This window comes from Krasilnikovia sp. M28-CT-15 (assembly GCF_047159595.1).
Lineage (GTDB): Bacteria > Actinomycetota > Actinomycetes > Mycobacteriales > Micromonosporaceae > Actinoplanes.
The window spans coordinates 920,678-933,106 of the sequence record NZ_BAAGAK010000001.1; the positions used below are offsets into that span (position 1 = coordinate 920,678).

Below are 12,429 nucleotides of genomic sequence, written 5' to 3' on the forward strand. Positions count from 1 at the left end.
CGATGCCCGGCCCCGTCAAGGGCCGGGCATCACTGCATCGGGGGAGTGCACCGAGCGTGGCGAGGGCGGGAAGCGCATGCCGGGCGTCACCGTGTCGGCTACCGGTCGAACCAGATCGCCTGCGAGGGTGTACAACGTGGTGGCCGAGCAGCGCCGACGAGGGGAATCAGCGGCATGAGACGACGGGTCAGTCCCGACGAGGAGCTGATGACCGCGCTCTACACGGAGCACTACGCGGTCCTGCTCAGCTTCATCTCGCGGTACGTGCACGACCGCCACAAGGCCGAGGACCTGGTGCAGGAGACGCTGCTGCGGGCCTGGCGGCACATCGACCACCTGGAAGTGGACAGCACCGGGCGTACCCGCTCATACCTGTTGACCATCGCCCGTAACGTGGTGACCAACGCGTGGCGCGCCGAGCAACGCCGCCCCCGGCTGGTCGCGGACGACACCGCGGTGGAGTCGGTGCCGTCGGCCGACAGCGTCGACCAGCTCGTCGAGGGCTGGCTGGTGGCCGAGGCGCTGGAGCGGCTCTCCGCCGAGCACCAGGCCGTGGTGAAGGCCATGTACTACGAGGGTCAGAGCGTCGCGGACGCGGCGCGCCGGCTGTCCGTGCCGGAGGGCACGGTCAAGTCGCGCGCCTACTACGCGGTCCGCGCCCTGCGCACCGTGTTCGAGGAGATGGGGGTGATCCGATGACCCCGGATGTGTCCGACGAGCACGACCAGCTGCGCCTGCTGCTCGGCGGCTACCTGCTGGGCGGCCTGGACGAGGGCGACACCGACCGGCTCGACGCGCATCTGCACGGCTGCGACCAGTGCCGCGGCGAGCTGGACCGGCTCGCGCCGATTCCCGAGCTGCTGCAACGCCTGCCGGAGGCGGCCCGCGAACCCGAGCGGGGCGGCACCCTGGTCTCCATGTCCGCGCGGCCCAGCCCGGAGCGGGTCGAGGAGCTGCTGTCCCGGATGCGCGCGGAGCGTACCCGGGGCCGCCGGATGGCCCAGGTCCGGTGGCTGGCGGCGGCCGCGGTCGTGCTGATCGCGGCGCTGATCGGCTTCGGTGTGGTCACCGCGGACCGGCGCAATCCGCCCACGGACGCGCTGCCGAGTCCTCAGCTGGTGACCGCCCGGTTCGAGCCGGCGACCGGCAGCGGCCTGACCGGTCAGGCGACCGTCACGCCGAAGGCGTGGGGCGTCGCGATCTCCCTCGACATGTCCCGGCTGGCGGGCAAGGGGCCGTTCGTCTGCCAGGTGCGGGACTCGGCGGGTCATGTCGAGCAGGCCGCCGCCTGGGGGACCACGCCCACCGGCGAGGTCAAGGTGACCGGGGCCAGCTCCGTCCAGCTGGGCGACGTCCGTGCGATCTCGATCGCCGACCGGGACGGCCACGTGCTCGGGACGGCCAGCCTGTCCTGAGCGCGCCCCGGCCGGGGTGGCTCAGGACGGCGGGCGCAGCGCGTCGCGCTGGGCCTGGGGCAGGGAGCAGGCCGCGGTCCCGCCGGGCAGCATGTGCCGGTGCTCCGCGATCCACCGGTACGCGGGCCACGCGGCGAACCGCACCGGCCCGGCCTGCAGCGCGCGGCCGGGCACGGTCCACAGCCGTCCCGCGTCGCGCAGCAGCAGCGCGATGGCGTCCGGCCCGGCGGCGGTCGTCCCGTCCGTGCCGACCCACTGGACCGCCTCCTCGGCCTCGTCCCGGGTGAGGCCGAGCGCTGCCAGGTCGGTGAACTGCCACGGCACGACCGAGGCGCGGGTCGGGATGCGCCGCTGGATGAAGTCGGCGCAGGTGCTGCAGAACGAACAGTCGCCGTCGAAGACGAAGGTGGGCCGGTCTGCGCTCATGCGATCATCTTGGCACTCCGGGACCACGGCGGCGACGTGGGTCAGGTCACCCGGCGTAGCCGGTTCAAATACGTCTGGGCGACCACCACCGCGGCCAGGAAGACGCCGCTGACCACCTGCTGCCAGTTGCTGTTGAGCGTGCCGACCTGGTTGATGAGGTTCTGTACGACCGCCAGCAGCAGCACCCCGGCGACCGTCCCCCCGACCGATCCGGCGCCGCCGGTGAGCAGGGTGCCGCCGATCACCACGGCGGCGATGGCGTCCAGCTCCATGCCGGTGCCCAGCACGGTGACCCCGGAGCCCAGCTTCGCCGTGTTGATCGTGCCGGCGAGCCCGGCCAGCACGGCGGAGAGGACGTACACCGTCACCCGGGTGCGGCGCACCGCAACACCCATCAGGCTGGCCGCGTCCGCGCTGCCGCCGACCGCGAACACCGCGTTGCCGAACCGGGTCCGCGCCAGCACCAGCGTCCCGGCCAGCACGAGCGCGGCGGCCAGCCACACGGGGTAGCCGAGGCCGAGCAGCGAGCCGTTGCCGAAGGCGTGGAACGCGTCGTTGCGCACCAGGTACGTGGTGGAGCCCTCGTCGGTGACCGCCCGCATGAGCCCGCGCGCGCCGAGCAGGGCGGCCAGGGTGACGATGAACGGCGCCATCCGCGCGTACGCGACGAGCGCGCCGTTGACCACCCCGATCGCGCCGCACAGCAGCAGCGGGACGGCGAACGCGGCGGGTAGTCCCCACTGGGACGCGTACGCGGCCACCACACCGCCGAGGACGTACAGCGAGCCGACGGAGAGGTCGATGCCGCCAGTGATGATCACGAATGTCATGCCGAGCGCGATGAGCATCGGTGGTGCCGCGGTGACCAGGATGGTGGCGGCGTTGGCGTAGGTGCGGAACTCCGGGAAGGCCAGCGCCCCGGCGAGCACGACCACCGCGAGGACGGCCGCGGCGCCCTGCCGCTGGATGAGGCCGGCGATCCGGTCGGTGCGGTCGGCCCGGCGCGGATCCGCGGCGCCGGACGTCGTGGGGACCGGCGGGTGCGACACGACGCCCTGGGTCACCTGGTCTTCCTCCCTCTGTCCACCGTGGGCCGTTCCGGAGCCGCCGGTGCCGGGTCGCCGGGCGGCCGGTGCGGGCCCCGGCCGGTCACCGGTTCCTGCTTTCCCGGGCCACCGCGACGGCCACGAGGATGATGGCGGCCTGCACCATCTCGGCGGTCGAGGCTGGCAGGTTGTGTTTGATCATGGTTGCCACGACGAGCTGCATGAGCACCGCGCCGGCCACCGTGCCGAGCACCCGGACCCGGCCGCCGGTCAGCGGGGTCCCGCCGACCACCACCGCGGTGATCGCGTTCAGCTCGATCAGCAGGCCCACCGCGGACGCGTCGCTGGACTGGATGCGCGCGACCGCCAGGATCCCGGCGACCGCGGCCAGCCCGGAGCAGATGACGTACACCGTGGTCAGGACGCGTGTCACCGGCACCCCGGCGAGCTCGGCGGCGGGACGGTTGCCGCCGATCGCCAGCAACCGGCGGCCGAACACCGTGCGCCGGACCGTGAACGCGATCACGAGCACGAGCAGCGCCGCGGTCCAGACCAGCACCGGCACACCGAACACCTCGCCCGAGCCGAGGTAGCGCAGGTCGGGGTTGCGGATGTCCTTGAGCTGACCGCCGGAGATCACCACGGCGAGGCCCCGCCCGCCGACGAACAGGGCGAGCGTGGCGACGATCGGCTGCAACCCGACCCGGGCCACCAGGGTGCCGTTGATCAGGCCCACCGCGACGCCGGCCAGCAGCGAGACCGCGATCGCGCCGAGCACGCCGTAGCCGAGGTAGAGCGGGATGAGCGCGGCGGCCAGCGCCATCACGGAGCCGACGGACAGGTCGATGCCCTCGGTGCCGATGACCAGTGCCATGCCCAGCGCGACGATCACCACCGGCGCCACCTGGATCAGCTGGATGCGCAGGTTGCTCCAGGCCAGGAACGACGGGGTGAAGAGCACATTGGCCAGCACGAGCGCCGCGATCGCGGCGTACACGCCGTAGCGGGGGAGCCAGGACCGGATCCGGGCGGGGTCGAGCAAGGGCCGCGCGGTGACCGCCTCAGTCGTCATCGTCGCCTCCCGCGGCCGCGATCGTGGCCAGCAGATCCTGGGTGGTCACCCGGTCGCCGTCGAGGACGCCGACGATCCCGCCGTCGCGTAGCACCACGACCCGGTCGGCACCCTCGACCAGTTCCTCCGCGTCGGAGGAGACCAGCACCACCCCGAGGCCCTCGGCGGCCAGCTCGTCGATCAGCGCCTGCACCTCGGCCTTGGCCCCGACGTCGATGCCCCGGGTCGGCTCGTCCAGCAGCAGGACCTTGGGTTCGGTGGCCAGCAGGCGGGCCAGCAGCACCTTCTGCTGGTTGCCGCCGGAGAGGTCGCCGACGCGCTGATCCGGGCCGGACGCCTTGATCCGCAGCCGGGTCATGAACGCTTCGACGATCGCGTCGATGCGCCGCTCGGAGACCACGCCGAGGCGGCTCAGCCGCGGCAGGACCGCCAGCGCGATGTTCTCGCGTACGGACAGGTCGGCGACGATGCCCTCGGCCTTGCGGTCCTCCGGCTGCACCGCGATGCCCGCCCGCAGCGCCGCGACCGTGGTGGGCCGGTGCAGGCCCGTGCCGTCGACCGTGATCTCGCCACGGTCGATCGGGTACGCGCCGCCGATCGCCTTGATCGTCTCGCTGCGTCCGGCGCCGAGCAGCCCGCCGAGGCCGACCACCTCTCCCGGCCGTACGTCGAAGCTGATGTCGTGCAGCCGGTGGCGGCTGGTCAGGCCGCGGACCCGCAGCACCGGGGGCGCGTTCGGATCCGCGGTGTCCGCGCCGGAGAAGCCGGTGAAGCCGTCGCGCCGCACTTCGGTGGTGTCGCGGCCGAGCATGAGCGCGACCAGCTGGAGCCGGTCCAGCTCGGCCAGCCGGCCGGTGTGCACCACGCGGCCGTCGCGCAGGATGGTGACCGCGTCGCAGATCCGGTACAGCTCGTCGAGGCGGTGGCTGACGTAGACGATGCCGATGCCGCGGGCGTGCAGGTTGCGGATGACCCCGAACAGTGTCTCCACCTCGCGGGGCTCCAATGAGGAGGTGGGTTCGTCCATCACCACCACCTTGGCGTCGATCATGACGGCGCGGGCCAGCGCGACCATCTGCTGTGCGCCCAGCGGCAGCGTGCCCAGCTGGCGGCGGACGTTGGCGGTGACGCCGTAACCCGCCAGGATCTCGGCGGTCTCCCGGTGCATCCGGTCTAGGTCGAGCAGGCCGGTGCGGTGGTACGGCTCGCGGCCGAGGAACAGGTTCTGCGCGACGCTCATCAGCGGGATGAGGTTGACCTCCTGGTAGATCGTGGAGATCCCGGCGCGCTGGGCGTCCAGCGGGGTGTCGAAGCGGACCGGCTCGCCCTGGTAGCGGATCTCGCCGTGGTCCGGCTGGTACACCCCCGTCAGCACTTTGATCAGGGTCGACTTGCCCGCGCCGTTCTCGCCGACCAGGGCGTGGACCTCCCCGGGCCGCAGCGTGAACGAGACGTCGTCGAGCGCCCTTACGCCGGGGAACGACTTGCGGATATCGACGACCTCTAGCAGCGTCATGACCCAAATTCCCTCACGTCTCAACACATTCCGTCAAGACCATCGATATAAAGCTCACGTCCGAACATGGGAATCGGACGTCCCCAGGGTGAAACACATACCGACGCGATCGCACGGGCGGCCCGCCCGGCGTGACCGGAGCGGGCCGCCCGGCGGCGTGGCGGCGCCCCCGGGTCGCCCCGGGTCCGCCCGGCGCCGCCACGCCGGTTCGTTGCGCGTCCGTCAGTACGCGCTGGACAGATCGGTCTTGGCGTTGCTCGCGTCGTACTGGCGGTCCTGGATGACGACGTCCGCGGGGACGGGCTGGCCCGCGAAGAACGTCGTGGCGGTCCGGAAGGCCAGCGGGCCGAACCTGGGGTTCGACTCGATCACCGCGTTGATCCAGCCGTCCACGATGCCCTGGACCGCGCCCTTCGTGCCGTCGATCGAGACGACCTTGACGTCGCCCGCCTTCTTTCCCGCGCCCTTGAGGGCGACGACCGCGCCGAGCGCCATCTCGTCGTTCTCGGCGTAGATGCCGTTGATGTCTGATTTGGACTGCAGCAACTGCTCCGTGACCTTCTGGCCCTCCTCGCGGGAGAACTGGCCGGTCTGCTCGAACACGATCTTGATATCCGGCGCGACCTTCGCGATCTCGTCCTTGAAACCGCTGGTCCGCAGCGTGGTGACGTTGTTGCCGGGTGCGCCCAGCAGGATCGCGACCGTGCCCTTGTTGCCCAGCGCCCTGGCCATCTCGTCCGCGGCACGCTTGCCCTGCTCGGCGAAGTCCGAGCCGATGAACGTCAGGTAGTCCTTGCACGCCGCGGCGTTGATCTTGCGATCGATCGTGACGATCGGAACCTTCTTGGCCGTCGCCTTCGCGAAGACCGAGTCCCAGCCGTCGGAGTTCAGCGGCGCCACGATCAGCAGTTGCACACCGGAGTCGAGCATCTGCTCGACATCGCTGATCTGCTTGTTGAACTGTGAGTTCGCGTTCGTCGTCGTGAGGTTCGTGATGCCCAGCTCGGCGGCCTCGTCCTTGATGGACTGCGTCTCGGCGATGCGGAACGGGTTGGCCTCCTTCTCCGACTGGGAGAAGCCCACCTTCGCCGTCTTGAGGTCGATCTTCGTGCCGCCGTACTGATCCAGGGTGCAGGTGGCGCCACCTGGCGCGGCGGACGCGACGACCTGGGCGCCGGCCGCGGAAGCGCCGCCGTTCGCCGTCGTGTCGCCGTCCTCGGACTTCGCGCAGGCGCTGAGGAACAGCAGGGCCGCACCGAGGGTGGCGGCCGCCGGCCGCCACCGGCGGGGGGTAGCGCTCATGACGGTCTCCTAACGAGCGGGGGGAAGCGATCGATGAAGGTGACTCGCTGGAAACACATTCACTCACTATCGAACTTTTCCTGTCAAGGTCAGTCGCCTTCGCCCACGACCGGGGTCCGATCTGCCGGAATCCGCTTGCCCGGTGGGCTTGGATGAAGACCCGGTGGGCTTGGATGAAGACATGCGCCCCACGTTCCGTACGCCGCCGAAGCTGTCCCCGGGCGACCGTGTCGCGATCGTCTCCCCGTCCTTCGCCGCCCCCGCCGAATTCCCCGACCTGCACGAGCAGGCCATGCGGCGGCTGCGCGACGAGTTCGGGCTCGAGCCGGTCGAGTACCCCACCACCCGCCGGCTCGGCGCCGCTCCCGCGGAGCGGGCGCGCGACCTCATGGCCGCGTACGCGGATCCGCGCATCCGGGCCGTGCTGGCCACGATCGGCGGCGACGACCAGATCACCGTGCTGCCGCACCTGGACCCGGCGCCGTTCGTCGCCGACCCGAAACCGTTCTTCGGCTACTCCGACAACACGAACCTGCTGATCTGGCTGTGGAACCACGGCGTGGCCGCGTACCACGGCGGGTCGACCATGGTGCACCTCGCGCTCGGGGGTGGGCTGCACCCGGTTTCCGCCGGATCGCTGCGCGCCGCGCTGTTCACCCCGGGCGACCTGGAGATCACGCCGGTCGAGCGGTTCACCGACGAGGAGCTGAACTGGCGTGACCCCGCCTCGCTGACCGGTTCGGCGCCGCACGTGCCGAGTCCGGGCTGGGTGTGGCACCAGCCCGAGCGGGTGGTCACCGCTCCGACCTGGGGCGGGAACCTGGAAATCCTGCACTGGCAGCTCGCCGCCGACCGGTGGATCCGCCCCGTCGCGGACTACACCGGATGTGTGCTGCTGCTGGAGACCTCCGAGGACATGCCGTCAGCCACCGAGGTGTTCCGGATGCTGCGCAACGCGGGAGAACGCGGGCTGCTGGCGCAGTTCCCGGCGATCCTGGTGGCCACTGCGAAGGCCACGTCGTTCTCCTCGCCGCGTCCTCCCGAGCAGCGCGCCGAATACCGTGACGCGCAGCGCGAGGCGGTGCTGCGCGCGCTGCGGGACTACCACCCCGAGGCGATGGTCGTCTTCGGCGTCGACTTCGGACACACCAACCCGCAGTGGATCCTGCCGTACGGCGGCACCGTCACCGTGGACGGCCCGGCCCGCCGGATCACCGCCCACCTCTGACCCCTCAGCGGCGGCCCTCAGACGCGTTCCGGCTGGGGGTGCCGCGGCGGCGCGGCCGGATCGCAGAAGCTCTGCACCGGGCTCCGCGGCGTACCCGCCGCCTCCGGCGTGGCCGGGTGCAGGCGGCGGGGCACGAAGACGGCCGCCACCACGGCGCCCACGACCATGAGCGCCGCGGAGATCAGCAGGGCGGTCCGGTACGTCGGATGCAGCGCCGCCGGATCCGTCAGGCTGCCACTGCCGATGCCCGCCGCCAACGGCAGCACCGCGACGGACAGCAGGCCCGCCGCCCGCGCGACCGCATTGTTGACACCGCTGGCGATGCCCGCGCGGGCATCGCCCAGCGCACCCAGCGCGGTCGCGGTCAGCGGCGCCACCAGCATCGCCAGGCCCAGACCGAACAGCATCACCGGCGGCAGCACATCCACCCAGTACGACGCGCCCGGCCCGATGCCCGACAGCCAGGCCAGCGCCGCCGCGCACACCAACGGTCCGACCGTCATCGGGATCCGCGGCCCGATCCGCTGGGCCAGCATCCCGGCCCGGGCGGACAACAGCAGCATCAGTACGGTGATCGGCAGCATCGCGATCCCGGCCGCCAGCGGCGGGAACCCGGCGACCACCTGAAGGTTCAGCACGACGAGGAAGAAGACGCCGCCGTTGGCCGCGTACACCAGGAAGGTCACGATGTTCGCGGCGCTGAACGCCCGGGACGCGAAGACGTCCAGCGGCAGCATCGGATGCGCGACCCGGCGCTCGACCAGCACGAACGCGATGAGCCCGGCGACACCGACGGCCAGTGAGACGAGGACCGCCGGGCTGCCCGGCCCGCGCACCGGCCACGCGGTGAACCCGTACGTGAGCCCGCCGAGCCCGGCCGCCCCGGTCAGCACCCCGGCGAGGTCGACACCGCGACCCTCGACCGTGGTGTCCCGCGACTCCGGCACGTGCCGGGCCGTGACCGCCAGGACCAGCAGGGCCAGGGGCACGTTGATGAGGAAGATCAGCCGCCAGTCCGCGACCTGGACGAGCCAGCCGCCGAGGAACGGCCCGAGCGCCCCGCCGATGCCGGCCAGGCCGGACCACGCGCCGATCGCCCGGGACCGGTCCTCCCGGACGAACGACGCCTCCAGGATGGCCAGTGCGCCGGGGGTGAGCAGCGCACCGCCCATGCCCTGCAGCACCCGGGCCGCGATCAGCAGCTCGGTCGTCGGGGCGAGCCCGCACAGCAGTGAGGAGGCGGCGAACCAGGCCACCCCGAGCTGGAAGATCCGGCGGCGGCCGTAGCGGTCACCGAGCGCGCCGCCGAGCAGGACCAGGGCGGCCAGGCTGAGGCCGTACCCGTTCACGGTCCACTGCAGTCCGGCCGCGTCCGCGCCGAGACTGTCGCCGATCTTGGGCAGCGCGATGTTGACCACGGTCGCGTCGATGAAGGCGAGGCTGGAGCCGAGCACGGTGGCCAGCAGCACCCAGCGGCCGGTCGCGGTGCCGTACCGCACGAGAGCCATTCCCGGACCCTAGCCCGCCGGGGTGTCCGTGTTGTGCACGCGAGCCCGGTCATGCCAACTCGGGACAGCGGCTTCGTCAAGTCGCGCCGTGGTCGCGGGCATCGGGTGCAAGGCTGATGCCCGGAGGGTGGTGACCGCGATGAGCGAAGCCCGCAGGTTGCTGACCGGCCGGGGGCTGGTCGAGTCGCCGCGCTGGCACGCGGACCGGCTGTACTTCTCGGACTGGTCCGCGGGCGAGGTGATCTCCGCGGGGCTGGACGGCTCCAGCGAGGTGGTCGCCCGGGTGGCGTCGCTGCCCTTGTGCACCGCGTGGCTGCCCGGCGACCGGCTGGTGATCGTGTCGTCGGCGGACGGCCGCCTGGTGTGCCCCGAACCGGACGGGACACTGACCACCTACGCCGAACTCGGCCGCCCCGGATGGAACGACGTCGTGGCGGACGGCCGCGGCAACGTCTACGTCAACGGGGCCGGGTTCGACCCGACGTCGGGAGAGGCGTTCCGGCCCGGCGCCGTCGTCCTGGTCACGCCGGAGGGCTCGGTGCGGCAGGTGGCCGAGGACATCGCGTTCCCGAACGGCATGGCGGTGACCCCCGACAACGCGACGCTGATCGTCGCCGACTCGTACCGGCACAGCCTGGTGGGTTTCGACATCGACGCGCACGGCGAGCTGTCCGGACGGCGGGTCTGGGCCGATGTCGGCGCCGGTGTCCCCGACGGCATCTGCCTCGACGCGGACAACGCCGTCTGGTACGCCGACGTGCCGAACCAGCGGTGCGTGCGGGTCGCCGAGGGTGGCGCCGTGCTGCGTACCGTGAGTCTCGATCGGGGCGCCTTCGCGTGTGCGCTGGGTGGTCCGGGCGGGACGACCCTGTTCGTCACAGCCGCTCAATGGCAGGGCATGACCGAGGCTGAGATGGTGACGCCGGGCAGCGGCGAGGTGCTGACCGTTCAGGTCGACGTGCCGGGCGCCGGGTGGCCGTGAGCGGGAATCTCCACGGCCAACCCCTGTGTGCGCATGCGTTTCAGGCGCGGACTCGACGCCGTTCCTTCACAAGGCCGATCGTCGGGCCAGCGGTGGTCAGCTACCCACGGGAGGGGGACCAGGCCCGAGGCGGCCAGCACGTGCCCGTGATGCTGGATGGCGGTGCCAGAGAAGGTGCCATCGGAGACGCCGACGCGGCCACACGTTGGTGCGGCCCGCAGGAATGTGCGGGGTGTCGATGGCTCCAGAGTTTCTGATTGACCATCGGCACCACGACGGTAGGCACACCACTGCCTACGGCCTCACAGAGGAGGCCGAGGGCGTAGTTGTCCGCGAGGCCAAGTGCGACCTTGTTCACCGTGTTGAACGTCGCGGGGCGGACGACCATCGCGTCGGGTGTTGGAGCCCGCCTGCCCGCGGCCGGGTCCCGGAAGGCCGTCCGAATTTCGAGAGCCTTGATCAGGCCATCGTCGAGCCATGCGAGGGAAGCCGGAGTGCCGACCACTTGGATCGTCCAGCCGCGTCTCGTGAGCGTCTGGTGAACATCATCCAGACGTCGGGTGAGGGGAGCGCCGCAGACCACAAGCACCAGAGAAGGCATCGTCTCAAATTTCAGCCAAGAACACCGGCACGAGCCGCGAGCCAAGATTCAGAACGACCGACCAGACCAGCGAGTGCGGCCTGGCTCAGTCCGCGACGTCGTCGAAATGCCGCGATGCGCTCGCCGACCGGTCCCGACCCCATGCGCTGATGCTCCCACAGCCCTGGGCCGGGTTAGAAGGCATTGGCGCGGGTCACGATCGGCGCGGCGAAGGGCTGTGGCGAGGCAGCCGGGCGGTCGCGGGTCGGGGACGCAGGCGGACGTACGCGGTCAGTCCAGGCGGGAGGATCAGCCAGAAGGAGATGAGCCGGTACGCCAGCACGACGGCGGCGGCGCCCGCCTCCGGGATGCCGCCCGCGACCAGGGCGGTGAGCAGGCTGGCCTCGATGAGTCCGATCCCTCCGGGGGTGAGCGGGATCTGCCGGGCGATCTGCACGGCCAGGTAGGCGGTGGCGAGATGCCGCCAGGGCACGCTGACATGCATGGCGCGCGCCGCCGCGACCAGACAGGCCAGGTCGAGCAGCCAGTTGACGGCGGCGTACGCAATGGTGGCGGCCCAGTCCCGCAGGCCGACGGAGCGCACGTCCCGGGCGGCCTGCCGTGCCTGCCCGACGACCCGGGCCACGACCGGCCACCGCGCGACGGTGCGGCCGACGGTGCGGCGCCACCGGGTGTGCCGGTGCGCCATGCCCGCGACGAGGCCGACGGCGGCGACCGCCGCCACTGCGGCGATCAGCCGGCCGGGGTGTTGCGTGGCGGTCCGGATCAGCCAGGCGGCGACCTGGGAGGCGAAGGCGGCCGTCGCCAGCAGGGCGAGCCCGGCTGCGGAGGCCAGCCCGGAGAGGACGGTCACGGCGGTCGCGGTGGCGGTCGCGGCGCCGTGGCGCCGGTACTGGCGAATCGCGAACGCGGCGGACATCGCGCTCCCGGCGGGCAGCACCATGCTGATCGCGGAACGGCTGTACGTGATCGCCACCGCCTGCCGCACGGACATGCGGACCGCGACTCCCGCCAGCAGGCGGCGCTGTTGCAGCGCGAAGGCGACCTGGGATGCGAATTGCAGCAGGATGGCGACGGCGATCCAGCGCAGGTCCGCGTCGGCCAGCATCGCGGCGACGTCGCCCGGCGCCGGGAAGCGTCCGCGCAGCGTGAGCCAGCCGACGATGGCGGCGGCGGCCAGCACCGCCAGGCGTAGCCCCCACGTCACCCGGCGGCGGCGCCGGGACGCGGGTGGCGCGGCCGGGGAAGGCTCGCTCAGCTCCACGGGTTGCCCGCCCTGGTCGGGTATCCAGTTGCCCGCCGCCACCGTCACCTGATCCCCTCCCGCCAGCGT

At 72.0% G+C, this 12,429-nt stretch carries 13 protein-coding genes; 4 read left to right on the forward strand and 9 right to left on the reverse strand.

Annotated features, from left to right (window positions below):
* Positions 1 to 174 precede the first annotated feature (174 nt).
* The gene (locus ACMCNO_RS04455) at positions 175 to 699 is read left to right on the forward strand and encodes a sigma-70 family RNA polymerase sigma factor (protein WP_412748143.1); all 525 of its coding nucleotides are present in this window, start codon (positions 175 to 177) and stop codon (positions 697 to 699) included.
* Positions 696 to 1,415, forward strand: coding sequence for a zf-HC2 domain-containing protein (locus ACMCNO_RS04460; protein ID WP_412748144.1), 720 nt, complete (start codon positions 696 to 698; stop codon positions 1,413 to 1,415). Before ACMCNO_RS04455 ends, ACMCNO_RS04460 begins: the two co-directional genes overlap by 4 nt.
* A 21-nt stretch (positions 1,416 to 1,436) precedes the next feature.
* On the opposite strand, the gene ACMCNO_RS04465 is transcribed toward ACMCNO_RS04460, so the two are convergent.
* From ACMCNO_RS04465 to ACMCNO_RS04485, 5 genes are all read right to left on the reverse strand, one after another.
* Positions 1,437 to 1,841: a thiol-disulfide oxidoreductase DCC family protein gene (locus ACMCNO_RS04465; RefSeq protein WP_412748145.1), complete on the reverse strand. Its 405-nt coding sequence runs from the start codon at positions 1,839 to 1,841 to the stop codon at positions 1,437 to 1,439.
* A gap of 41 nt (positions 1,842 to 1,882) precedes the next feature.
* A complete protein-coding gene (locus tag ACMCNO_RS04470) occupies positions 1,883 to 2,905 on the reverse strand; it encodes an ABC transporter permease (RefSeq protein WP_412748146.1) in 1,023 nt (340 codons plus the stop codon).
* Between the two features lie 85 nt (positions 2,906 to 2,990).
* Positions 2,991 to 3,959, reverse strand: a complete 969-nt coding sequence (locus ACMCNO_RS04475; RefSeq protein WP_412748147.1) for an ABC transporter permease — start codon at positions 3,957 to 3,959, stop codon at positions 2,991 to 2,993.
* Positions 3,949 to 5,475 (reverse strand): sugar ABC transporter ATP-binding protein, encoded by a 1,527-nt coding sequence (locus tag ACMCNO_RS04480; protein WP_412748148.1) that lies wholly within the window; start codon positions 5,473 to 5,475, stop codon positions 3,949 to 3,951. The genes ACMCNO_RS04475 and ACMCNO_RS04480 overlap by 11 nt, the downstream gene beginning before the upstream one ends.
* A gap of 222 nt (positions 5,476 to 5,697) precedes the next feature.
* Entirely contained in the window at positions 5,698 to 6,777 is a 1,080-nt protein-coding gene (locus ACMCNO_RS04485; RefSeq protein ID WP_412748149.1) for an ABC transporter substrate-binding protein, read from the reverse strand.
* A 181-nt stretch (positions 6,778 to 6,958) separates the two neighbouring features.
* On the opposite strand from ACMCNO_RS04485, the gene ACMCNO_RS04490 reads away from it, so the two are divergent.
* Positions 6,959 to 8,005 (forward strand): S66 peptidase family protein, encoded by a 1,047-nt coding sequence (locus ACMCNO_RS04490; protein WP_412748150.1) that lies wholly within the window; start codon positions 6,959 to 6,961, stop codon positions 8,003 to 8,005.
* A gap of 17 nt (positions 8,006 to 8,022) precedes the next feature.
* Here the strand turns inward: ACMCNO_RS04490 and ACMCNO_RS04495 are convergent, their stop codons facing one another.
* The gene (locus tag ACMCNO_RS04495) at positions 8,023 to 9,513 is read right to left on the reverse strand and encodes an MFS transporter (RefSeq protein ID WP_412748151.1); all 1,491 of its coding nucleotides are present in this window, start codon (positions 9,511 to 9,513) and stop codon (positions 8,023 to 8,025) included.
* A 139-nt stretch (positions 9,514 to 9,652) separates the two neighbouring features.
* On the opposite strand from ACMCNO_RS04495, the gene ACMCNO_RS04500 reads away from it, so the two are divergent.
* Entirely contained in the window at positions 9,653 to 10,495 is an 843-nt protein-coding gene (locus tag ACMCNO_RS04500; protein ID WP_412748152.1) for an SMP-30/gluconolactonase/LRE family protein, read from the forward strand.
* A 100-nt stretch (positions 10,496 to 10,595) separates the two neighbouring features.
* On the opposite strand, the gene ACMCNO_RS04505 is transcribed toward ACMCNO_RS04500, so the two are convergent.
* The 3 genes from ACMCNO_RS04505 to ACMCNO_RS04515 are packed head-to-tail and all read right to left on the reverse strand — an operon-like array spanning position 10,596 to position 12,408.
* Positions 10,596 to 11,096 carry a flavoprotein gene (locus tag ACMCNO_RS04505; RefSeq protein ID WP_412748153.1) on the reverse strand — a complete coding sequence of 167 codons (501 nt, stop codon included), beginning with the start codon at positions 11,094 to 11,096 and terminating at the stop codon, positions 10,596 to 10,598.
* A gap of 11 nt (positions 11,097 to 11,107) precedes the next feature.
* Positions 11,108 to 11,239 (reverse strand): helix-turn-helix domain-containing protein, encoded by a 132-nt coding sequence (locus ACMCNO_RS04510; RefSeq protein ID WP_412748154.1) that lies wholly within the window; start codon positions 11,237 to 11,239, stop codon positions 11,108 to 11,110.
* Between the two features lie 50 nt (positions 11,240 to 11,289).
* On the reverse strand, positions 11,290 to 12,408 hold the full coding sequence (locus tag ACMCNO_RS04515) for a lysylphosphatidylglycerol synthase transmembrane domain-containing protein (protein ID WP_412748155.1): 1,119 nt from the start codon (positions 12,406 to 12,408) through the stop codon (positions 11,290 to 11,292).
* Positions 12,409 to 12,429: the final 21 nt, after the last annotated feature.